A 19,768-nucleotide genomic window follows, 5' to 3' on the forward strand; every position below is an offset into this window, starting at 1 on the left:
TCGCACGGTGACGCGCATCGACCTGAATGCCGACCTTGGTGAAGGATTCGGTGCCTGGCGCCTGGGCGACGATGAGGCGATGCTCGATGTGGTCACAAGCGCAAACCTCGCCTGTGGCTTCCATGCGGGCGATCCTGCGACATTGCATCGCACCTGCCGCGCCGCTGCCGCTCGGGGTATCCGCATCGGCGCGCAGGTCGGCTACCGTGATCTGGCGGGCTTTGGCCGCCGGTTCATCGATGTCGCCGCAGACGACCTCTACGCCGACGTGGTGTACCAGATCGGCGCATTGGATGCGTTGGCCCGCACGGTCGGTTCGCCCGTGACCTATGTGAAACCGCATGGCGCGCTGTACAACACAATTGTTCATCATGAGGTGCAAGCGGACGCGGTTGCGCGCGCGGTACGCGACGTGAACGCCGCCTTTCCGGTGCTGACACTGCCGCACAGTGCGTTCGGGGACCGTGCGCGCGAATTAGGGTTGCGCGTGGTGACCGAGGCCTTCGCCGACCGGGCCTACCGAGAGGACGGCACCCTGGTACCGCGCGGCGAACCGGGGGCGGTGTTGCACGATCCCGCTGCGGTCGCGGCGCGCATTCCCGCCCTGAGCAAAACTGCTGAATCGATATGCGTACACGGCGATTCCCCGGATGCCGTGACAATCGCACGGACCGTGCGCGCGGCGCTGACAGCCAACGGAATCGAGCTGGCCCCGTTCGTTTAGCGGTGATAGGCCGGTGGCAGCGCCAAACCCTTCTCTGCCAACACCTTCCGCAGGATCGTCGGGTAGTCGCTGATTATCCCGTCGGCACCGGCGTCGATCTGTGCCTTCATGGTCTCGGCGTCGTTGATGGTCCACGGAATAACCTTGAGCCCCAAAGCGTGTGCCTTCTCGACGAACTTCTTGTCGGCGACCAGCGTGAAACCCGGATCACCCACCTTGCCTCCATAGGGCACGGTGTATCCCGGTGACAAGATGGTGGCACCTATCTGCTTGGCCCCGTCAATCGGATCCTTGACGACCGCGGGATCCACTCCACCGAGCCACGGCGAGCCCGGATACCAGGTGGTCTCGTCCCAGAGCGCGACAAGTGGGATACCCGGTTCGGCTCGCTTGGTCATCGGCAGCGTGCGCCAGTCGAAGCTCTGAATTTCGGCTTTGTCGACCTTGCCCCCCGCCCGAATAGCCCCGAGAATGACGTCGACAAACACCTGCGGTTCCGCCGATTTCTGAGGTTCGGCGGCCTCCACCTTCGTCTCGATGTTGTACCGCACATCGGCATGATAGGAATCCGCGAGGGCGAAAACCTCGGGTAGCAAAGCAATCCTGTCGTTCTTCACTACCTCTGCCTGTGGAAAATCCTTGAGCAGCTTGCCGCAGTCCAGGGTGCGCAACTGATCGGAAGTCAGGTCTTTCACCAGCTTTCCGACATAAGGGAACTGTGGGTCACCCGGTGTCACCGGGGCAGTATCTGAGCATTTCGCGGAATCGATCACCGGATCGTGCCAGACCATGGGTTTGTGGTCCTTGGAGATGACGACGTCGAGCTCGAGAGTGCTCACCCCGAGTTCAAGTGCTTTCGCGAAGGCGCGCAATGATTCTTCGGTGGTTTCACCGCGCCCGCCCCGGTGCGCCTGCAGATCAAAAGACGCCGCGTCCTTATTGCCACAGGACGTCAGTGCCAGGGTAACTGCGAGAACGGCAGCCAAGCGCTTCATGGCGATGAGGCTATGCCACTCGCACCGGGAAGGCACTCGCGTACACCAAACAGCCATCTTCCGTACACAGATGCCTTCGCGGCACAAAGCAATCAGCGCCGCTGGCGCGCGATCTCCGCGAGCACCACGCCGGCGGCCACCGACGCGTTCAACGATTCGACCGGCCCGGCCATGGGGATCGACACCACCGCGTCGCAGGTCTTACGGACCAGCTGGGACAGACCCTTGCCCTCTGATCCAACGACCACAGCGATATCGCCCGCGCCGTCGAGGTCATCGAGCTCGGTATCTCCGCCGGCGTCAAGTCCGACAATGGTGAGACCCTTGTCCTGCCAATCCTTGAGTGTGCGTGTCAGATTCGTGGCGCGCGCGACCGGAAGGCGCGCCGCCGCACCAGCGCTGGTTCGCCATGCAACAGCGGTGACCGATGCACTTCGCCGCTGCGGAATGACAACCCCGTGCCCCCCGAAGGCAGCCACGGAGCGCACGATGGCGCCCAGATTGCGCGGGTCCGAGATGTTGTCCAGTGCCACCAATAGTGCGGGCTGCGCCTCCGCACGCGCGCGGGCCAGCAGATCGTCGGGATGGGCGTATCGATACGGAGGGACCTGCAGGGCAAGCCCCTGGTGCAACCCGTTGGTGCTCATGCGGTCCAGGTCGGGCCGCGGCACTTCTAGGATCGCGATACCGGCATCGGCCGCCAGCGACACGGATTCGGTGAGTCGCTCGTCGTTGTCGGCGCCGACGGCGACATATAACGCCGTTGCCGGCACACCCGTGCGCAGGCATTCGAGCACCGGGTTGCGTCCCAGCACCATCTCGGACTCGTCGCCCTGCTTCAGCCGACGCTGCTTGGCATCGGTGATCTTCCGTTGCACAGCAGCACGTTTGGCAGCTGGATGCTTCGTCCGCTGTTCGGCCGGAGGTGTCGCGCCCTTGCCCTCCAGGCCCCGTCGGCGTACACCGCCGGAGCCGACAGTGGGGCCCTTCTTGGTGCCGGGCTTACGTACCGCGCCGCGGCGCTGGGAATTTCCTGCCATTGCTACTCTTCGTCACTACTCGTAAGGGACCACTGAGGGCCGTCTGCGGTATCGGTGATCTCCAGGCCCGCCCGCTTGAGCCGGTCCCGGATCTCGTCTGCGAGTGCCCAATCCTTCTCTGCCCGAGCGGTTCCCCGCCGCTCTAGCTCGGCCGTCACCAGCACGTCGACGGCATTCAGTGCGGCGGACGTCTCGTCACGCGTCTCCCAGCGCTCGTTGAGCGGGTCACATCCGAGGATCGACATCATGGCGCGGACGCTCGACGCCGCCGATAGCGCGCCCTCGTGGTCACCGGCATCCAGTGCCCGGTTTCCGTCCGCGCGCGTGGAATGCACCTCTGCCAACGCGATCGGCACCGACAGGTCGTCATCCAGAGCCGCTGCGAAGCCAGGAGTCCAGGTACCAACCGGGACGTCGCCGACCCGGATCCGCACCCGGTGCAGGAAGTCTTCGATACCGCAGTAGGCCTTGACCGCGTCCGCGAGCGCGGTCTCGGAGTATTCGAGCATGGAGCGGTAGTGCGCGCTACCGAGGTAGTAGCGCAGCTCGACAGCCCGGACTCGTTGCAGCACAGCCGGAATGGACAACACATTGCCCAACGACTTGCTCATCTTCTCGCCACCCATGGTGACCCAGCCGTTGTGCAGCCAGTAGCGTGCGAATCCGTCGCCGGCAGCACGGCTCTGCGCAATCTCGTTCTCGTGATGCGGGAAGATCAGATCCATGCCGCCCGCGTGAATATCGAACTCCGGGCCCAGGTATGACTCGCACATCGCCACGCACTCGGTGTGCCAGCCCGGTCGTCCGGGTCCCCACGGAGTCGGCCACGACGGCTCACCGGGTTTGGCGCCCTTCCACAGGGTGAAGTCCCGCGGGTCACGCTTGCCGGTCGCGACACCCTCGCCCTGGTGCACGTCGTCGATCTTGTGTCCGGACAGTTGCCCGTACTCCGGATAGCTCAGCACGTCGAAGTAGACGTCGCCGCCGCTGGCGTAGGCGTGCCCGGTGTCGATGAGTCGCTCGATCAGCTCGACCATCTGGGTGATATGGCCCGTCGCCCGTGGGGACACCGAAGGAGGCAGCACTCCGAGCGCGTCGTAGGCCTGGTCGAAAGCGCGCTCATAGGTGGCCGCCCACTCCCACCATGGCCGGCCGGCATCGGCCGCCTTGTTCAGGATCTTGTCGTCGATATCGGTGACATTGCGAACGAACAGGACGTCATAGGCGCGGGCGGTGAGCCAGCGACGCAGCACATCGAACGCGACGCCGCTGCGGACGTGCCCAATATGGGGCAGACCCTGCACAGTTGCCCCGCACAGGTAGATGGAGACGGACCCGGGCTGCAAAGGCACGAAGTCACGCACGGCACCCACACGGGTGTCGTACAGCCGAAGCGGAGCGTGACCGGTCACGACCAGCGAGCTTACAGCGCTGTGACGAGCGCCGTTGCCACCGCGGCCAAGCCCTCGCCGCGTCCGGTCAGACCCAGCCCGTCTGTTGTAGTCGCCGAAACCGAAACCGGTGCTCCGAGGAGGCCCGACAGTAGCTCCTGGGCCTCGGCCCGGCGCGGCCCGATCTTCGGGCGATTCCCGATGACCTGAACTGCGGCGTTACCGATCTGGAAACCGCTGTCGTGCAGCAGCTCCCGCACGTGGGTCAGCATCTTCGCCCCGCTGACACCCGACCATTCAGGCTGGCCGGTTCCGAACACCGCACCCACATCGCCCAGTCCGGCCGCCGAAAGCAGCGCATCGCACAGCGCGTGGGCGGCGACGTCACCGTCCGAATGTCCCTCGCAGCCATCCGCATCGGGGAACAAAAGCCCCAGCAACCAGCATTGCTTGCCCGCCTCTATTGGGTGTACATCGGTGCCGATGCCCACCCGGGGCAATGCGCTCATTGAGCTACCTCCCTGCTCAGAATCGCCTCCGCCAGCGTCATGTCCAGCGCCGTGGTGATCTTGAAGGCCAGCCGGTCACCGTCCACGACGTGCACGCTCTCACCCATCTGCTCGACGAGTGCGGCATCATCGGTGGCGACATCCCCTGCGGCCGCGTACGCGCGCCTCAGCAGGTCTGCGGCGAACCCCTGCGGTGTCTGCACGGCGCGCAGGCCGGCCCGATCGGGTGTGCCGCTCACATCGCCGGCCGCATTGACCGATTTGATGGTGTCCGCGACGGCTATCGCCGGGATAACCGCGCGACGGCCGCCTTTCAGCTCCGCGACGATGCGGGCGATCATGTCCGGAGGGGTCAACGGACGCGCTGCATCGTGAACAAGAATCCAGTCGGCCGCATTCACCGCTGCCAGCCCGGCGCGTACGGAATCGGTGCGTTCTGCGCCGCCCGGCACAAGTGTGGCCGTTGGGCCCAGCAGGGCCGCAGCCTTTTTCAGCTGCTCGGCGCCGACTACGACGACTACCTCGTCGACGGCCCCGGAAGACAACAGACCATCGACACAACGTTCGAGCATTGTCCGGCCACCAACAGTGACGAAGGCTTTCGGAATGTCTGCACCCAGCCGCACACCGAGACCGGCGGCCGGGACAATCGCCGCCGTCCTACGAGGCAGCTGCGAGCACCTCGTCGAGAATGGTGTCGGCCTTGGCAGCGTTGGTGTTCTCGGCAAGCGCCAGCTCACCGACCAAGATCTGACGAGCCTTGGCCAGCATGCGCTTCTCGCCTGCGGACAGGCCACGCTCCTGCTCGCGGCGCCACAGGTCACGCACAACCTCGGCGACCTTCTTCACGTCGCCGGAAGCCAGCTTTTCCTGGTTGGCCTTGAATCGACGGGACCAGTTGGTCGGCTCTTCGGTGTGCGGCGCACGCAGCACCTGGAAGACCGTGTCCAGACCCTCGCGGCCCACCACGTCACGGACGCCGACGTACTCGGCATTCTCTGCAGGCACACGAACAGTCAAATCGCCCTGGGCAACCTTCAGGACGAGATACTCTTTCTGCTCGCCTTTGATGGTTCGGGTCTCGATCGCTTCGATCAGCGCTGCACCGTGATGTGGATACACAACGGTGTCTCCGACCTTAAATATCATCTTGTTTCGTGCCCCTTTCGATACCCAATTCTATCACGGGGTATCTCGACGTGTGCACCAACGGTGCAGGTCAGGGGCACTGCAGGTGAACCCTCGGGGTTGACATGGTGACGTTTTCGTGCATCCAGCGCCCCTCAGCGGCGGCGTCCGCCGACCCATAAACCAGCCCTCACAAGCGGTAATCCAGGTCACATCGGTTCCCCGATGCCAGACTGGGACACCGGATCCGGACGGATCTGGACGGTCTTCACGCGAGTGACTCATCCCGGGTGCCCCGCCGTTTTCGTCGTCGCCAGGCACCTACTACTGTCTATAGGACATATCGGCCGCAGGTGGATTTCGGACTATCCGGAGCCGCTTTCGAATCAGGGAGATGCCTGTGTTTCGCACTCGGTCCCATCGCAGCACCGCTCGCGTGACGACACTTCTTGGCGCCGCGGTTCTCGCGACTGCCCTCACCGGCTGCGGCTCGGGGCAGATCTCGCAGACAGCGAACCAGTCCTCGGCGATCAATGGCGGCAGTGCCAACCTCGGCAAGCTGGCGTTGCGCAACATCCATCTCGTCGGCACCCCGGACCCGGTGAAGCAGCGTGCCGGGCAGAAGGCCGAGCTGGTTCTGGTCATCACGAATGAATCAGCGGATGTCAACGACAAGCTCACCGCAGTTTCCTCTCCGGACGACATCGGCAAGGTGACCCTGAGCGGCGACAGCGAGATCCCGGCGACCGGCCGCCTGTTCGTCGGGGCCGCCGAAGGCCAGGAGCCCGCATCCGAGGCCAAGGGACCCGAGGCCGCCGGCGCAGAAGGCAGCAACGGGGAGCACGGTGCCACCGTCTCCACCGAGCCCGGAGCCGCCACGACGGAGGTCAAGGCACCAGAGCCCAAGCCGCAGGCCGCCTCTGACCCGACGATCAAGCACGGCAAGGCTCAGCTACAACTGACGAAGGATCTGGCCGACGGCCTCACGTACCGATTCACCTTCACCTTCGAGAAGGCCGGAGAGGTCACCGTCGCGGTGCCCATCGACGCCGGTCCGAGTGCACCTCGCCAGCACACCGCCAATGAGGAAGGCCACGAGGGCGGCGGACACTAACACAGTCGCACAGCGAGGGCCCGGAACGGCGATCTGCCGTCTCGGGCCCTCGCTTTTTTCGTGTTAGCTTGCGCCCATGAAACGGCTCTTCACCTGCATGGCGGCGGTGGCCACGATGGGCGCGGTAGTGACCGCTCCTGCCGCACACGCGGCGCCCAAAACGGTGACGTACCGAGTCTGGGCGGAATACGGCCCACTGGTCGCGGCAACCATCGGCTACAACGAAGCGGACGGTTCCCGACATGGTGCCATGAATCCGCAGTTGCCATGGGGCAAGGACATCACCTGGACCGATGACACCAAGCACCCCCTGATCAATGTCACCGGGTACAACACCGGGGACGGTCCGCGCATCTTCTGCCAGATCCTCATCGACGGCCAGGTGGTCGACGAGGATGATCGCGTGGAGCTGGCCACCTGCAGCTACGCCACCGACGGCGTGCCCCGCGAGCATTGCCAGCGCGGAAACTCAGGCTCCATCGTGGGCATCTTGAGCAAGGTGCCCGGCGACCCATGCAGCCGCGATCAGTGACGCCCGCCGTGTGACGAATCGGCCCATTGCCCGCGGCCGTCGTGATAGCTTCCGGCCCAAAGCCTGAACCGGGAGGACATCGTGAAGCGAACCCTGGCAGCGGTAACCGCGGCAACCGCAGTCGTTGGCCTGGCCCTCCCCGGGACCGCGCAGGCTGCGCCCCCCAAGGTGACCTACCTGGTGTGGGCGGCCGGCAAGGCACCCGAGGCCGGCACCATCAGCTACGGCGGCTACAACGGAACGCCTCAGTCCGTCAGCGACGTCAAGCTGCCATGGTCGGTGACGGTGGCCTGGCCGTACCAGGACACTGTCAAGCAGGTGACGGCGATCTGGGGCTCGGGGCACATCTATTGCCGGATTCTGGTGGACGGGCAGACCGTCTTGTCCAACGACGGCGAGAAGACCGTGAATTGTCAGGACCGCATCGTCCCACTGCCGCCTGACTAAGCACGTCCCACCGACGGCTTCAATTCCGCACTGGCACTTCGTCTCCGCCCCCACAAGCCAGCCGTTGGGAGGCCGGCTTGTGGCAAGGCTCAGGCAGCGGCCCGAAACTGGCGCCTCACCATCCGCACAGGGAACGCGACGATGTCTGCAATCGTTGCGATCGGCGACTTCTGGAAGAAGTTGTCCGGGAACGAAAGCCTGAACACCTTCTTGTAGACACTTCCCAGCTGCTTCGCCATCGAAGCCTCGTGGTACGCGATGCCGTACTTCTCGCATATCGCACGGACCTCCACCGCAATCTCTGCATAGCGGTACGCGGGGAGGTCGGGGAACAGGTGGTGCTCGATCTGATAGCTCAGGTTGCCCGACAGGATGTCGATGCCCTTCCAACCGGTGAAGTTGGCCGAGCCGAGGATCTGGCGGTAGTACCAAGCGGCATGGCTCTCGTCCTCGGTCTCTTCGATCGAGAACGTCTGAACCTCTTCAGGGAAGTGGCCGCACCAGATCACCGACGACGCCCACAGGTTGCGGACCAGGTTGGCCGCCATGTTTCCGAGGAAGGTGAACGGCGCGCCCGGACCCGAGAGCAGCGGGAAGATGACGTAGTCCTTGAGCGCCTGCTTGCCAGCCTTCGCGCGGAACCTGGCAAGTCCTTCTTTCATGTCGGACCACGACTTCTCACCCTTGAAGAACTTCTCCGACTCGAGCTCCTGGAGCGCGGTCCCCCACTGGAAGAAGATCTGCAGGGTGGCACAGAAGACGGGGTTGAGCAGCCAGATCGGGTGCCACGGCTGCTCCTCGGTCATGCGCATGACGCCGTAACCCTCGGCGTCGTGGTCTTTGCCGACGATGTTGGTGAAGGTGTGGTGCACGTAGTTGTGCGTGTACAGCCAGCTGTCGGCGTGGATGGTGTTGTCCCAGTCGAAGTTCTTCGACGTAAGAGCCGGGTCCTGCATCCAGTCGTACTGGCCATGCATGACGTTGTGCCCGATCTCCATGTTGTCGATGATCTTGGAGAGGGAAAGCGCTACGACTCCTCCCAACCAGGCCGGCGGGAACCAGCCGGCCCACAGCAGCGCGCGGCCAGCGACTTCGAGCTTCTTCTGCTTGCTCACGATGTCGCGGATGTAGTTGGCATCCTTTTCACCGAGGTCGGCGACGATGCGGGCACGCAGGGCGTCCATTTCCTTGCCGAACTCTTCGATCTGCTCGGACGGCAGTTTCTTGAGGTCATTCGGCCTGGCCGGGGGTGCGTACGTGGTCGGCTTCTTCTGGCTCTTCTGCTTGTTGGCAGGTGCGAAAGTAGTCATTTCGTGTCTCCTTCGGGGCTGTGGTGGAGGCTGGTTCGGCGTTGCTCAGAGGGCGATGACGACATCGCCAACGGGTTTGTTGATGCAGAGCTTGACGTTGGTGTCAGGGTCGCTGCAGAGGTCGCCGTTGAGAACGTTCTGCGTTGTTCCGCTGTCCTTCTTGCGAACACACGTGAAGCAGATGCCGATGCGGCAGCCGTACTCCGGAGTCAGGCCCGCGGCCTCAGCCTGCTCGAGGATCGTCTGGCCGTTGTTGGCGATAGCCAGGTTCGACTCGGAGAAGGTGAGGTCGCCTTCGGCATCGTCGGTGCTGACGGTCCGAATCGGGGCGGCGAACTGCTCGAGGTGGAGCTTGTGCGCGAGACCCTCGGCATCGAAGATCTCGCGGACCGCGTTCATGAGCGGCATCGGGCCGCACAGGTATGTTTCGGCTTCTGCGTAGTGGCGGTCAGCGGCGAGCAGGTGCTCCTTGCAGAAGTAGCCCTCGAGGTCTCCGTCCGACGCTTCGGTATACGCGCGGACGATCCTGACACCTTCGTACTTGGCCTTGATCTCATCGATTTCAGCCTGGTAGATCACGTCATCCTTGGTGAACGCGTAGTGCAGGAAGGTGATCTTCCCGATGTACGCCTTATCGGTGAGTGTGCGCAGCATCGACATCACCGGCGTGATTCCCGAACCACCGCTGATGAACAGGATGCTTCGCGGATGCGGCAACGGCAGGCAGAACTCGCCTTGCGCGGCCGAGATCTGTACGACCAAGCCGGGCTTGGCGTTGGCCAGCAGCCATGGCGAAACAAGGCCGTTCGGGTCTACTTTGACGGTGAGCTCGATCTGGCCGTCACGACGGAACTGCGAGTTCGCCGGCGAGTAGCAACGGGTGCGGCGGACACCGTCGATCTCAACCGAGAGCTTGACGAACTGTCCGGCCCGGAAGCCCTTCCAGTTGGCATTGGGACGCAAAGTCAGGGTGACGCTGTCCTTGGTCTTCCGGACGACGTCGGTCACCTCTGCGCGGGTCTCAGTCGTGGACCACAGCGGGTCGATCATTTCGAAGTAGCGGTCCACACCATGCGGAGTTGTAGCGGCCTTGACGAACGAAGAGGTCAGTATCCGACGCGCAAGCCGAGAAGAGGTCAAGGTCTGAACATTGAGAGACATGCTCGACTCCATTTCGGTTAACGTTTGTATACTGAATACAGTACGGCAGGGCGCCTTAAGCCACAACCTATGCGCCGCGGCGCACCCAAAACTGAACTATTACCGCAGTTCATGGCACCTATTGACCGGGGTAATCAGTGCACTTGCCGGGCAATGGTCTGCCGCGATCAAGTCATGCAATCCCCTTGAAACAAGTGCACATTTGTGTGTGAATACGTTGTGACAACAGGAAGCGCACCCGGGAAATCACTCGCCCCGGGCCCGCATCCCCGGATTTGTCACACCCGACGGCTAACGTCGCGGTGTGGCCAAACCCCGCGCGCAGTTCAGGTGTTCTGAATGCCAGCACACCACCGCCAAATGGGTGGGCCGCTGCCCCGATTGCGGCACCTGGGGCAGCGTGAGTGAAACCGCCGTGCTGTCCTCGATCGGCGGACTCGGCGCGGTGCGAGCCGTCGCTCCGGCCTCGGCAGCGGTACCCATCACCAGCATCCCCACCGACACCACCAAGCACCAGCCCACCGGTGTCTCCGAGCTCGACAGGGTGCTGGGTGGCGGCGTCATCCCCGGCTCGGTGAATCTTCTCGCCGGTGAGCCGGGCGTCGGCAAATCGACGCTGCTGCTGAAGGTCGTCCACCAGTGGGCGGCCTCAGGCGGACGTGCGCTCTACATCAGCGGCGAGGAGTCGGCGGCCCAGGTTCGGCTTCGGGCCGAACGCACCGGATGCGCGCACGACGAGGTGTATCTGGCCTCCGAATCCGATCTACACAGCGTGCTGGGGCATATCGAGGCGGTCAAACCCACACTGGCAATTATCGATTCGGTGCAGACCATGTCCACCACCGATGCCGACGGCGTGACCGGTGGTGTTACCCAGGTGCGTGCGGTGACGACGGCGTTGACCATGGCGGCGAAGTCTTCGGGGGTGGCGATGGTGCTGGTCGGCCATGTCACCAAGGACGGTGCGATCGCTGGGCCGCGATCTCTGGAACACCTGGTCGACGTGGTGTTGCACTTCGAGGGCGACAAGCACACGGCGTTGCGCATGGTCCGTGGAGTCAAGAACCGATTTGGCGCCGCCGATGAGGTCGGATGTTTCCAGTTGCGCGACAGAGGGATCGAATGTGTGTCCGATCCTTCCGGGTTGTTCTTGGAACATCGCGAGAAGGCCGCTCCCGGAACGGCGGTGACGGTAACCCTCGACGGTAAGCGCCCCCTGCTCGGCGAGGTGCAGTCTCTCGTCACCACTTCCACCAACCCGTCACCGCGGCGCGCGGTGAGCGGACTCGATCATGCACGTTCGGCGATGGTTACCGCCGTACTGGAACGCCATGGACGAATCCCCTTGGGCAATAACGATATTTACATGGCAACGGTGGGCGGCATGCGCATGACCGACCCGTCGTCGGATTTGGCCATCCTGATGGCGGTGGCCTCGGCGTACACCGACATCGCATTGCCGGCCAACATGGTGTTCATCGGTGAGGTGGGGCTGGCGGGCGATATCAGGCGCACCGCTGCCGTGGGCAAGCGCATCGCCGAGGCCGCGCGGCTCGGCTACACCCATGCGGTCATTCCGCCCGAGGGGGACGATCTGCATCCGGCCGGTATGCACCTGCTGCGCTGCCCCACGGTCGGCAGGGCCCTTGAAGTGCTCTCCGAGGCCCGCCGGATCGAGCCGGAAAAGCGCCCGAGTCTACGCCTGGCACAACAATTTACGGACTGATGCCGAGCGTCCGCGAGGCTCCTTCACCGTAGTGCGCATCCGGGTCGATGATCACGAAGATCCCCTGTGAGCTAGCCACCAGCTCACCGTCGATTCGCGCACTGGCCGTCGTGTACAGCTTGCGTCCGGCCCTGCCCTCCACCGCAGCCGCCAGGTCTACCGTTGCCCCAACGGGAATGGGCCTGCGGTAGTCGATCTCCAAATGCGCAGTGACAGCGATCAACTGCGTCACGATGCCCAGCACGCCCTGCAACTCATCAAAGATCGCCGCCATCACACCGCCGTGGATGACGCCGGGTCCGCCCTCTAGCTCCGGGAGAACCTCGAACTGGCCGGTAACACCGGCACCGTCAGCAGCGAAGAACCGCGTGCCCCACAGGTCCTCCTCGGAACCCGGATAACTGAACCTGCGGGGCCAGCCCGGGTTCAGCGCTGCTCCCGGAGCGGGGGCTTCCGGGCCGCGGCTAACCGGCTCTAGCCCCTCGGGCAACGTCCACGTCGACATGACCACGTAATCTAACTGCGGCGAACCGAGCCTGGAGAGGGAGGGGCGCGATGGACAACGCGGAAGCCAACGCAAGAATGCGGGAGACCCTGGCCCGGTTGGCGCCGGGCACACCCCTGCGCGACGGGCTGGAACGCATTCTTCGTGGTCGCACCGGGGCGCTGATTGTCCTGGGCTACGACGACAAGGTCGAGAGCATCTGCGACGGCGGTTTCTCACTCGATGTCGCTTTCGCCCCGACCCGACTTCGCGAGCTGTCCAAAATGGATGGTGCCGTGGTGCTGTCCACGGACGGATCGCGCATCGTTCGCGCCAACGTGCAGCTGGTCCCCGACCCGTCCATCCCGACCGAAGAGTCCGGTACCCGGCACCGGTCCGCAGAGCGAACGGCCATCCAGACGGATTATCCCGTTGTCTCGGTGAGCCATTCAATGAACATCGTGAGCGTGTACACCGCCGGCATCCGGCACGTGGTCATGGATTCGGCGACCGTCATGTCCCGGGTCAACCAGGCGGTGTCCACCCTCGAGCGCTACAAGACACGACTGGACGAGGTGACCTCGTCGTTGTCCACCGCGGAGATCGAGGACTTCGTGACCCTGCGCGACGTCATGACCGTGGCGCAGCGGCTGGAACTGGTGCGCCGGATCAGCCAGGACATCGAGCTCGATGTCATCGAGCTCGGCACCGACGGACGTCAGCTCAAACTGCAGATCGGCGAACTCGTCGGCGATAACGACACCGAACGCGAACTACTGGTGCGGGATTATCACGCCAACCCCGAGCCACCGACGCAGGCACAGATCGCGTCGACACTGGAAGATCTGGACGCGCTCTCGGATACCGATCTGTTGGACCTGACGGTGCTGTCGCGCACATTCGGATACCCATCGACCGTCGAAGCCCAGGACACCGCGATGAGTTCCCGCGGTTACCGGGCCATGACGCACATTCCCCGACTGCAGTTCGCACATATCGACAGGCTGGTAAGGGCCTTCGGGTCGCTACAGGGACTTCTGGCCGCCAGCGCGACCGATCTACAGTCGGTGGAGGGAATCGGGGCCATGTGGGCCCGGCACATCCGTGAAGGACTGTCCCGTCTGGCCGAATCGACTCTTACCGAACAAACCGGTTAGGCCGGTGGTGCTGCCGGCGGCGGTGCATCGGCAGGCTTCTCACCGATGATGAAGGGCACTGGCGCGCTGCGCAGATCTCCGAGCTGAACCACCAGCGAGTAGGTCCCCGGGCCGATGGCCGGGCGAGGCAGCGGGCAGTTGGGCGCGGAACCCATTCCCGTCCAGGTGACCTCGGTGGTCACCTGCTCGCCGGGGTTGAAGGTCTTGATGGAGTTCTCTTGCGACGGAGCGCAATCCAGGTTGGCCCAGATCCGCTTGTTGTCCACACTGAACACCGAAGCGGCCAGCACAGCGGCACCCACATCTCGTTTGCACTGCACCAGGCCGATATTGGTGACCACCATGGTGAACTTGGGCTGCTCGCCGGCCAGATAGCTGGGCTTGTCGGTGGAGGCCTTTACCGCGAGCGTCGCGTCGGGGCAGTCATCGCCGGCGTTCAACGCCACTGGCGGCACCAATTCGGGCTTGGCGATGGGCGGTCCGTCGTGGACCGGCGCATCCACGGGCTTGTCGGTCGGCTTCTGGATCTCGTTGGGCGGCAGAATGACCGGCTTACCGGCGGGTGCCGTCGCTTCAGCAGGCTGATCCGCGGCCTTGGTGTCGGCTCCTGCACTGCCACCGACCAGCGCGAAGATCACCGCGGCGACGATGGCGACAACAACCACCGCCACACCGATCGCGAGGGCGCGGCGCCGCCAATAGATCTCCGAAGGCAGCGGGCCTGAGGGGTGCATGTCAATCACGATTCAACGGTAAGCGCAGGTCACTATAGGATGGCCGACCTCGCTCGGCGTGTCGGCGAGCTACACAGACTTCACAGTGCTAATTGAGGGTGACGCGGCAGAGCCGTTCCGGCGCACCGGGCACTAGTTCACGCAGGGAATGCCACTGCTGCCAACAACCGGCTTACCCGAGTCCGGCGGTGCGTAGTCCTCCGAACTCAACGAGCCGGCCATCGAACTCGCGGTGCCACTGTCTTCGGCACTCAAGACATCGGACGGCGCAGAGTATCCGTCTCCCAGCATGACCCGAATTCGTCCGGGCGCCAACGCGGGATCCGCACTGGGCTTCACATCAATGCCCAACATTGTGGACATGGTCTTGGCGTCGGCATCGGCACCTGCGCCGTAATCGATGGTGGTACTGGTCGATTCGCCGCTTTCCGGATCCCGCACGTCACCCTTGGTGTAACCGCGGCTCACCAGTGCCGACGAAATCGTTGATGCCAGACCCGACGTCGAGGTGGCATTCACCACGTCGACGGTGCTCGTGGGTGTCGCGGGAGCGGACGCGGGCGCGGCGTCCTCCCCCTTGAACGCGGCGGCCACCTTGGCCCGGATCGCCACCGGGTCGACGATGTTCACGTCGGCACCGTTGATGGTGTCGTACCGCACCACCGGCAGCGTCTGGAAGTTCACGTTGCCGTCCGCGATCTGTCCTATGCGCTGGAACTGCTTCTCGGTCCAGCCCTTTGACAGCACAACGTCCTTGTGGACGACGTTCATCAGACCGTTCAGTTTGGTGATGTCGGTGAGGGTGCCGGCATTGCGCAACTGCTGCATCACCGAGATCAGGAAGGCCTGCTGGCGATGGGTTCGGTCCAGGTCACCGTTTTCCAGGCCGTGGCGTTGACGCACGAACGCCAGGGCCTGTGAGGCGTTGAGGGTTTGTTCTCCGGCCTGGAAGTTCGCACCCGAATAGCTGTCGTAGACGGCATTGTTCAGGCAGACGGTGACCCCACCCAGCTCGGAGGCCAAGTCGTAGAAGCCGACCAAGTTGACCTCGGCGAAGTAGTCGATGGGCTGACCAGTAAGCCGGTGCACGGCATTGAGGGTGGCGCGCCTGCCTGCCTCACGGCTCTGCTGCTCCAGCGTCGCTTGATCGGTGATGCCCTCGTTGACGAGCTTGTCCGCCTCATTGGCCTTGGTCAGGCCATAGGCTTCCTTGATCTTGATGTGCTTGTAACCGGGTATGCCCTCGGCCGGGACCCAGTCGTCGCGAGGAATCGAGAACGCGGTGACCTTGTTGTCCGCGCCGACGTGCACGAGGATCAGGGTGTTGGTGTTGTAGCCGCCGGCATCCGAATCACCGGCATGCAGCTGGCTCAGGACCGCCTTCGGCAGGTCGTTTCCGTCCTGATCCTTCCGCGAATCCAGACCGATGAGCAGCATGTTCATCGAGCCGTCGCTGGACTTGCCGCCCTCGGCCTCCGCACCCGAAGTGGGGACATGACTGAACGCCTTGTAAAACACCTGCCAGCCGGCGCCGGTTACCACCAGGCTGGCGCACGCCAGCAGAGCGAAGACTGCTCGACCAGCCGCAGTTTTACTTATTGACCAGCGGTTATTTGATTTGGGCAGTGCGTGCTTTGGCCGCCTGCGACCAGTGTCGCGGCTCATCGGTCGCCACCCCCGTGTGGCAGCAACGTACACACTGAACTACCCATCCCTCCCCCAGAGAAATCTGCATTCCGTCTAATTCTCCCATCACGGGCATCGAGATGCCATGTGACGTTTACCGAATGCACGTTGACCTGGGGTTTTGATATCTTTACTCGCCGATGTCGCCGACGTGGCCGTGTAAAACGATGCGTCCGTCGGCGAGTTTGTAGGTCAGGTACACGATGGCGAGCTTGTTGGCCTTGACCGCATCGGCGACCACCTGCGAGCGCTGCAGCAGTTTGATGCCGGTCTCTTCGACGTGGCGGGCCTCGAACTCGTCGATGCGCGACAGCCCGTCTTTGCGGCCGCCCAGGATCGAGGGCATCACCCGCACCACCAAGTCCCGGATGTACCCGCCGGGTACCTCTCCGGTGTCCAGGGCGGCCACCGTGGCCCCCACCGCGCCGCAGGAGTCGTGGCCCAGGATCGCGATCAGCGGCACACCCAGCACTGCCACCGCGTACTCGATCGAGCCCAGGACGGCGGAGTCGATCACCTGACCGGCGGTACGCACGATGAACATATCGCCCAGGCCCTGATCGAAAATGATCTCCGCGGCCACCCGGCTGTCCGAACACCCGAACAACAGCACATTGGGGTTCTGACCATTGGCCAGCTCGGCCCGACGCGTAATGCTCTGGCTCGGGTGCTGCGGAAAGCCACCCACAAAACGCTGGTTACCCTCTTTGAGTGCCTTCCAGGCGGACCTCGGATCAGCTGTCATACCCGTCATTGTGCCCTGACGAACTTTTGAGCTGGTTTGATGCCGCCGAACGAGACCTTCCCTGGCGACATCCGGAAGCGACGCCGTGGCACATCCTCATCAGCGAAGTGATGCTCCAGCAGACCCCGGTGTCGCGGGTGGAACCGGTGTGGCGGGAATGGGTGGCACGCTGGCCAGTTCCGTCCGCGATGGCGAAAACCTCTGTGGCAGAAGTACTACGCGCCTGGGGAAAGCTGGGATACCCGCGTCGCGCCATGCGCCTACACGAATGCGCCACGGTGCTGGCCCGCGACTATGGCGACCAGGTTCCCGACGACGTGGAGACATTGCTGACGTTGCCCGGAGTCGGGGCGTACACCGCGCGGGCCATTGCCTGCTTCGGCTATGGGCAGCGAGTTCCCGTGGTGGACACCAATGTTCGCCGAGTGATCGCGCGAGTGGTCCATGGCGTCGCCGACTCCGCACCATCGGCACGGGACCTGCGGGACGCCGAGGCATTGCTGCCCGTCGACAACGGGGCACGGTTCTCGGCGGCACTCATGGAGCTGGGCGCCCTGGTGTGCACCGCCCGCGCGCCGCAGTGCCCGCTGTGTCCGCTCAGTTCCTGCACGTGGCACGAGGCGGGCCGACCCGAATTGGATACACCCGCACGGCCGGTGCAGAAATACGCCGGTACGGATCGCCAGGTACGAGGCCGATTGCTGGATGTATTACGCGGCAGCAGCATTCCCGTGACACGGGCACAGCTCGACGTGGTATGGCTGTCTGACATAGCCCAGCGCGACCGCGCCCTGGACTCGTTGCTGGTCGACGGATTGGTCGAGCAGACCTCGGACGGCCGCTTCGCATTGGCCGGCGAGGGCGGCTAGCCGACCGCCGTCGCGAAGGTCTTGCGGTAATCGGTGGGCGTGATCCCGACACCGCGGCGGAAATGATGGCGCAACAGGATCGCCGTACCGAAACCGCTGCGCGCCGCCACGGCATCGATATCTAGATCGGTCTCCTCCAACAGACGCCGGGCCAGCAGTACCCGCTGGTCGATGATCCAGCGCAGCGGCGTCACCCCGGTCTGATCGGTGAACTTTCGGGCGAACGTGCGGGTCGACATATGCACGCGTGCGGCAAGATCGGCGACCGTATGCGTCTGGTCGATGTTTTCGATGAGCCAATCAAACAGTCCGCCAAAGCCGTTGGTATCCACATCGGGTACCGGCTGCGGGATGAACTGACGCTGGCCACCCGCGCGCTGCGGCGGCACCACCATGCGTCGCGCGATCTTGTTGGTGATCTCGCTACCCAGCTCGCGGCGGACCAGATGCAGGCAGGCATCGATGCCCGCGGCGGTCCCCGCGCTGGTGATTAGGTCGCCGTCATCGACGAACAACACATCACGGTCCACCGTCGCCGTTGGATGCCGGCGCGCCAGCTCGTCGGTGTACATCCAGTGCGTGGTGCAGCGGCGGCCATCCAACAGCCCTGCCGCACCCGCGATGAAGACACCTGAGCAGACGGTGAGCACTGTGGCACCGCGATCTGCGGCGGCACGCACTGCATCCAGCGCCTCCGGCGGGTAACCCTCGGTGTAGGTACGCGCCGGCAACGCCACCAGATCGGCATCGGCGAGCCCGTCGAGTCCGTGATCGGGGATCAGCGCGGCCCCGACCGTGGTGCGCAGCGGAACCCCGGGTTCCACCCCGCACACCCGAAAGTCGAAATTGGGAACGCCGTCGCTAGTGCGGTCGAGGCCGAAGACCTCACATAAGACACCGAACTCGAAAACGGCGACCCGGTCGAGGACCAGCGTCGCCACCGAACGCAACATGGCTGAATATTATCGAAGGTCGTCAATTCCGCCACTGTTGGCGTGATATTTATCAGAACACAATTATTGCCATGACCATCTTCGCCGCCATTCTCGTCCTGCTATCCCCATTCGCCCTGGCGGTCGCACTGAGCTGGGTCGCCCGCCGAAACAAGACCTTCCGAATCCACCTCGATCAGTTCCGGGTCGCCGCACCTCTGGGCGGAACCTTTGCCGACGATCGTGACCTGCAACGGCAACTGCACGAGATGGAAGTGATCCACTCCCGGCGCTAGCCGGTTACCCGGCCGCGACTGCTGCGATGAACTCGCACACCGCCGCCCGATAGCGCTCTGGCGCGTCGTCGTGAATCAAATGCCCGGCCCCCTCAACCTTCACATAGGTTGATTTCCAACCTATTTCGGCCATCTTGGTCATCTGTCCGGGTGGCGCCACGGTCACCGACGCCTCCATCAGTAGCGACGGACAACGCACCTGCCGCCACTGATCCCAGAAGTCGCGCACTCCCCATTCCGCAGCCGTAGCTATCCATTTGTCAATGGGGCCGTGCAAGCGCCAGCCGCCGGGCACCTGGTCAAACGCCTCCAGGAAATACTGTCCTGCAACGGGTCCGAACCTTTCGGTGACGTCGGCGGCCGATGTGAAGACTTCCGGCCAGGAGTACAGCCAGGGTTCCCATGGCCCCGTGGTACCGCCGACGAAATCCGGAGCCATGTCCTCCACGACCAACCCCGACACCAGCTCCGGATGCTCGGCAGCCAGGCACCACGAATGCAAACCACCCATGGAGTGCCCAACGAGCAGAGCCGGACCGTCCAGCTCGCGCACCGCCTTCGCGAGTGCCTCGACATAACGCTCAGTCGAAATCGGTTGGGCATCAACGACGTCCCGCCCTCGATGCCACGGTGCGTCATAGGTGTACACCCGGCCCAGCTCACGCAGCCAGGGCAACTGGCGCGACCAGGTGCTCCCACGTCCCATCAGACCGTGCACGAGCACGATCGACGGCGCCCCCACAGCTCTAGACAGACCGCCTTGGTCGAACAGGCGGTCGTGGTCCATG

Annotated in this window: 22 protein-coding genes; 8 read left to right on the plus strand and 14 right to left on the minus strand. The window is 64.0% G+C overall.

Annotation, left to right across the window (positions count from 1 at the left end; genetic code table 11):
* Positions 1-7: 7 nt before the first annotated feature.
* Positions 8-724: a 5-oxoprolinase subunit PxpA gene (locus tag AOT83_RS20605; RefSeq protein ID WP_030095781.1), complete on the plus strand. Its 717-nt coding sequence runs from the start codon at positions 8-10 to the stop codon at positions 722-724.
* On the opposite strand, the gene AOT83_RS20610 is transcribed toward AOT83_RS20605, so the two are convergent.
* The 6 genes from AOT83_RS20610 to AOT83_RS20635 form a co-directional block, all read right to left on the minus strand.
* Entirely contained in the window at positions 721-1,719 is a 999-nt protein-coding gene (locus AOT83_RS20610) for a glycerophosphodiester phosphodiesterase family protein (RefSeq protein WP_057965274.1), read from the minus strand. The genes AOT83_RS20605 and AOT83_RS20610 overlap by 4 nt on opposite strands.
* 92 nt (positions 1,720-1,811) lie before the next feature.
* Complete coding sequence (rlmB, locus tag AOT83_RS20615) at positions 1,812-2,759, minus strand: 23S rRNA (guanosine(2251)-2'-O)-methyltransferase RlmB (protein WP_030095785.1); 948 nt, start codon at positions 2,757-2,759, stop codon at positions 1,812-1,814.
* A 2-nt stretch (positions 2,760-2,761) separates the two neighbouring features.
* Positions 2,762-4,171 (minus strand): cysteine--tRNA ligase, encoded by a 1,410-nt coding sequence (cysS, locus tag AOT83_RS20620; protein WP_030095786.1) that lies wholly within the window; start codon positions 4,169-4,171, stop codon positions 2,762-2,764.
* A gap of 11 nt (positions 4,172-4,182) precedes the next feature.
* On the minus strand, positions 4,183-4,659 hold the full coding sequence (ispF, locus tag AOT83_RS20625; protein WP_030095787.1) for a 2-C-methyl-D-erythritol 2,4-cyclodiphosphate synthase: 477 nt from the start codon (positions 4,657-4,659) through the stop codon (positions 4,183-4,185).
* A complete protein-coding gene (ispD, locus tag AOT83_RS20630; protein WP_075908351.1) occupies positions 4,656-5,330 on the minus strand; it encodes a 2-C-methyl-D-erythritol 4-phosphate cytidylyltransferase in 675 nt (224 codons plus the stop codon). Before ispD ends, ispF begins: the two co-directional genes overlap by 4 nt.
* Positions 5,320-5,808 (minus strand): CarD family transcriptional regulator, encoded by a 489-nt coding sequence (locus AOT83_RS20635; protein ID WP_005064991.1) that lies wholly within the window; start codon positions 5,806-5,808, stop codon positions 5,320-5,322. Before AOT83_RS20635 ends, ispD begins: the two co-directional genes overlap by 11 nt.
* 379 nt (positions 5,809-6,187) lie before the next feature.
* On the opposite strand from AOT83_RS20635, the gene AOT83_RS20640 reads away from it, so the two are divergent.
* The 3 genes from AOT83_RS20640 (at position 6,188) to AOT83_RS20650 (ending at position 7,880) form a co-directional block, all read left to right on the plus strand.
* Positions 6,188-6,901 carry a hypothetical protein gene (locus tag AOT83_RS20640; RefSeq protein ID WP_030095789.1) on the plus strand — a complete coding sequence of 238 codons (714 nt, stop codon included), beginning with the start codon at positions 6,188-6,190 and terminating at the stop codon, positions 6,899-6,901.
* Between the two features lie 76 nt (positions 6,902-6,977).
* On the plus strand, positions 6,978-7,433 hold the full coding sequence (locus AOT83_RS20645) for an MmpS family transport accessory protein (RefSeq protein ID WP_057965275.1): 456 nt from the start codon (positions 6,978-6,980) through the stop codon (positions 7,431-7,433).
* 81 nt (positions 7,434-7,514) lie between these two features.
* Positions 7,515-7,880: an MmpS family transport accessory protein gene (locus AOT83_RS20650; protein ID WP_030095791.1), complete on the plus strand. Its 366-nt coding sequence runs from the start codon at positions 7,515-7,517 to the stop codon at positions 7,878-7,880.
* A gap of 89 nt (positions 7,881-7,969) precedes the next feature.
* Here the strand turns inward: AOT83_RS20650 and AOT83_RS20655 are convergent, their stop codons facing one another.
* Together AOT83_RS20655 and AOT83_RS20660 are read right to left on the minus strand one after the other, a co-directional pair.
* Positions 7,970-9,064 (minus strand): acyl-CoA desaturase, encoded by a 1,095-nt coding sequence (locus tag AOT83_RS20655; RefSeq protein ID WP_232783312.1) that lies wholly within the window; start codon positions 9,062-9,064, stop codon positions 7,970-7,972.
* Positions 9,065-9,235: 171 nt separating this feature from the next.
* A complete protein-coding gene (locus AOT83_RS20660) occupies positions 9,236-10,351 on the minus strand; it encodes a ferredoxin reductase (protein ID WP_030095793.1) in 1,116 nt (371 codons plus the stop codon).
* Positions 10,352-10,655: 304 nt separating this feature from the next.
* Here AOT83_RS20660 and radA point away from each other — a divergent pair, with 304 nt between their 5' ends.
* Positions 10,656-12,077 carry a DNA repair protein RadA gene (gene radA / locus AOT83_RS20665; RefSeq protein ID WP_046252412.1) on the plus strand — a complete coding sequence of 474 codons (1,422 nt, stop codon included), beginning with the start codon at positions 10,656-10,658 and terminating at the stop codon, positions 12,075-12,077.
* Here radA and AOT83_RS20670 read toward each other — a convergent pair.
* On the minus strand, positions 12,067-12,582 hold the full coding sequence (locus AOT83_RS20670; RefSeq protein WP_109394605.1) for a PaaI family thioesterase: 516 nt from the start codon (positions 12,580-12,582) through the stop codon (positions 12,067-12,069). The two genes, radA and AOT83_RS20670, sit on opposite strands and share 11 nt — an antisense overlap.
* Positions 12,583-12,632: 50 nt before the next feature.
* Here AOT83_RS20670 and disA point away from each other — a divergent pair, with 50 nt between their 5' ends.
* A complete protein-coding gene (disA, locus tag AOT83_RS20675; RefSeq protein ID WP_044104838.1) occupies positions 12,633-13,718 on the plus strand; it encodes a DNA integrity scanning diadenylate cyclase DisA in 1,086 nt (361 codons plus the stop codon).
* Here the strand turns inward: disA and AOT83_RS20680 are convergent.
* The 3 genes from AOT83_RS20680 to AOT83_RS20690 all read right to left on the minus strand — a co-directional run bounded on the left by AOT83_RS20680 (position 13,715) and on the right by AOT83_RS20690 (position 16,883).
* Positions 13,715-14,458, minus strand: a complete 744-nt coding sequence (locus tag AOT83_RS20680; RefSeq protein WP_030095797.1) for a hypothetical protein — start codon at positions 14,456-14,458, stop codon at positions 13,715-13,717. The two genes, disA and AOT83_RS20680, sit on opposite strands and share 4 nt — an antisense overlap.
* A gap of 126 nt (positions 14,459-14,584) precedes the next feature.
* Positions 14,585-16,117, minus strand: a complete 1,533-nt coding sequence (locus tag AOT83_RS20685) for an LCP family protein (protein ID WP_030095798.1) — start codon at positions 16,115-16,117, stop codon at positions 14,585-14,587.
* A gap of 151 nt (positions 16,118-16,268) precedes the next feature.
* A complete protein-coding gene (locus AOT83_RS20690; RefSeq protein WP_057965276.1) occupies positions 16,269-16,883 on the minus strand; it encodes a carbonic anhydrase in 615 nt (204 codons plus the stop codon).
* A gap of 26 nt (positions 16,884-16,909) precedes the next feature.
* Between AOT83_RS20690 and AOT83_RS20695 the strand changes: the two genes are divergently transcribed.
* The gene (locus AOT83_RS20695; protein ID WP_109365367.1) at positions 16,910-17,752 is read left to right on the plus strand and encodes an A/G-specific adenine glycosylase; all 843 of its coding nucleotides are present in this window, start codon (positions 16,910-16,912) and stop codon (positions 17,750-17,752) included.
* Here the strand turns inward: AOT83_RS20695 and AOT83_RS20700 are convergent.
* A complete protein-coding gene (locus AOT83_RS20700) occupies positions 17,749-18,705 on the minus strand; it encodes a helix-turn-helix domain-containing protein (RefSeq protein ID WP_057965277.1) in 957 nt (318 codons plus the stop codon). The two genes, AOT83_RS20695 and AOT83_RS20700, sit on opposite strands and share 4 nt — an antisense overlap.
* A 71-nt stretch (positions 18,706-18,776) precedes the next feature.
* Here AOT83_RS20700 and AOT83_RS20705 point away from each other — a divergent pair, with 71 nt between their 5' ends.
* Positions 18,777-18,980: a hypothetical protein gene (locus AOT83_RS20705; protein WP_030095800.1), complete on the plus strand. Its 204-nt coding sequence runs from the start codon at positions 18,777-18,779 to the stop codon at positions 18,978-18,980.
* 4 nt (positions 18,981-18,984) lie between these two features.
* On the opposite strand, the gene AOT83_RS20710 is transcribed toward AOT83_RS20705, so the two are convergent.
* Positions 18,985-19,767, minus strand: a complete 783-nt coding sequence (locus AOT83_RS20710) for an alpha/beta hydrolase (RefSeq protein WP_030095801.1) — start codon at positions 19,765-19,767, stop codon at positions 18,985-18,987.
* Position 19,768: the final 1 nt, after the last annotated feature.

The organism is Mycobacteroides sp. H001, from assembly GCF_001440005.1.
GTDB lineage: Bacteria > Actinomycetota > Actinomycetes > Mycobacteriales > Mycobacteriaceae > Mycobacterium > Mycobacterium gwanakae.

What these genes read in the sequence shown, in the direction of transcription:
- AOT83_RS20610 (WP_057965274.1), bottom strand. Translation starts at nt 1,719, where the DNA reads ATGAAGCGCTTGGCTGCCGTTCTCGCAGTTACCCTGGCACTGACGTCC.
- rlmB (WP_030095785.1), bottom strand. Translation starts at nt 2,759, where the DNA reads ATGGCAGGAAATTCCCAGCGCCGCGGCGCGGTACGTAAGCCCGGCACC.
- ispF (WP_030095787.1), bottom strand. Translation starts at nt 4,659, where the DNA reads ATGAGCGCATTGCCCCGGGTGGGCATCGGCACCGATGTACACCCAATA.
- AOT83_RS20635 (WP_005064991.1), bottom strand. Translation starts at nt 5,808, where the DNA reads ATGATATTTAAGGTCGGAGACACCGTTGTGTATCCACATCACGGTGCA.
- AOT83_RS20645 (WP_057965275.1), top strand. Translation starts at nt 6,978, where the DNA reads ATGAAACGGCTCTTCACCTGCATGGCGGCGGTGGCCACGATGGGCGCG.
- AOT83_RS20655 (WP_232783312.1), bottom strand. Translation starts at nt 9,064, where the DNA reads ATGGACGCCCTGCGTGCCCGCATCGTCGCCGACCTCGGTGAAAAGGAT.
- AOT83_RS20660 (WP_030095793.1), bottom strand. Translation starts at nt 10,351, where the DNA reads ATGTCTCTCAATGTTCAGACCTTGACCTCTTCTCGGCTTGCGCGTCGG.
- AOT83_RS20670 (WP_109394605.1), bottom strand. Translation starts at nt 12,582, where the DNA reads ATGTCGACGTGGACGTTGCCCGAGGGGCTAGAGCCGGTTAGCCGCGGC.
- disA (WP_044104838.1), top strand. Translation starts at nt 12,633, where the DNA reads ATGGACAACGCGGAAGCCAACGCAAGAATGCGGGAGACCCTGGCCCGG.
- AOT83_RS20685 (WP_030095798.1), bottom strand. Translation starts at nt 16,117, where the DNA reads ATGAGCCGCGACACTGGTCGCAGGCGGCCAAAGCACGCACTGCCCAAA.
- AOT83_RS20690 (WP_057965276.1), bottom strand. Translation starts at nt 16,883, where the DNA reads ATGACAGCTGATCCGAGGTCCGCCTGGAAGGCACTCAAAGAGGGTAAC.
- AOT83_RS20700 (WP_057965277.1), bottom strand. Translation starts at nt 18,705, where the DNA reads ATGTTGCGTTCGGTGGCGACGCTGGTCCTCGACCGGGTCGCCGTTTTC.
- AOT83_RS20705 (WP_030095800.1), top strand. Translation starts at nt 18,777, where the DNA reads ATGACCATCTTCGCCGCCATTCTCGTCCTGCTATCCCCATTCGCCCTG.
- AOT83_RS20710 (WP_030095801.1), bottom strand. Translation starts at nt 19,767, where the DNA reads ATGGACCACGACCGCCTGTTCGACCAAGGCGGTCTGTCTAGAGCTGTG.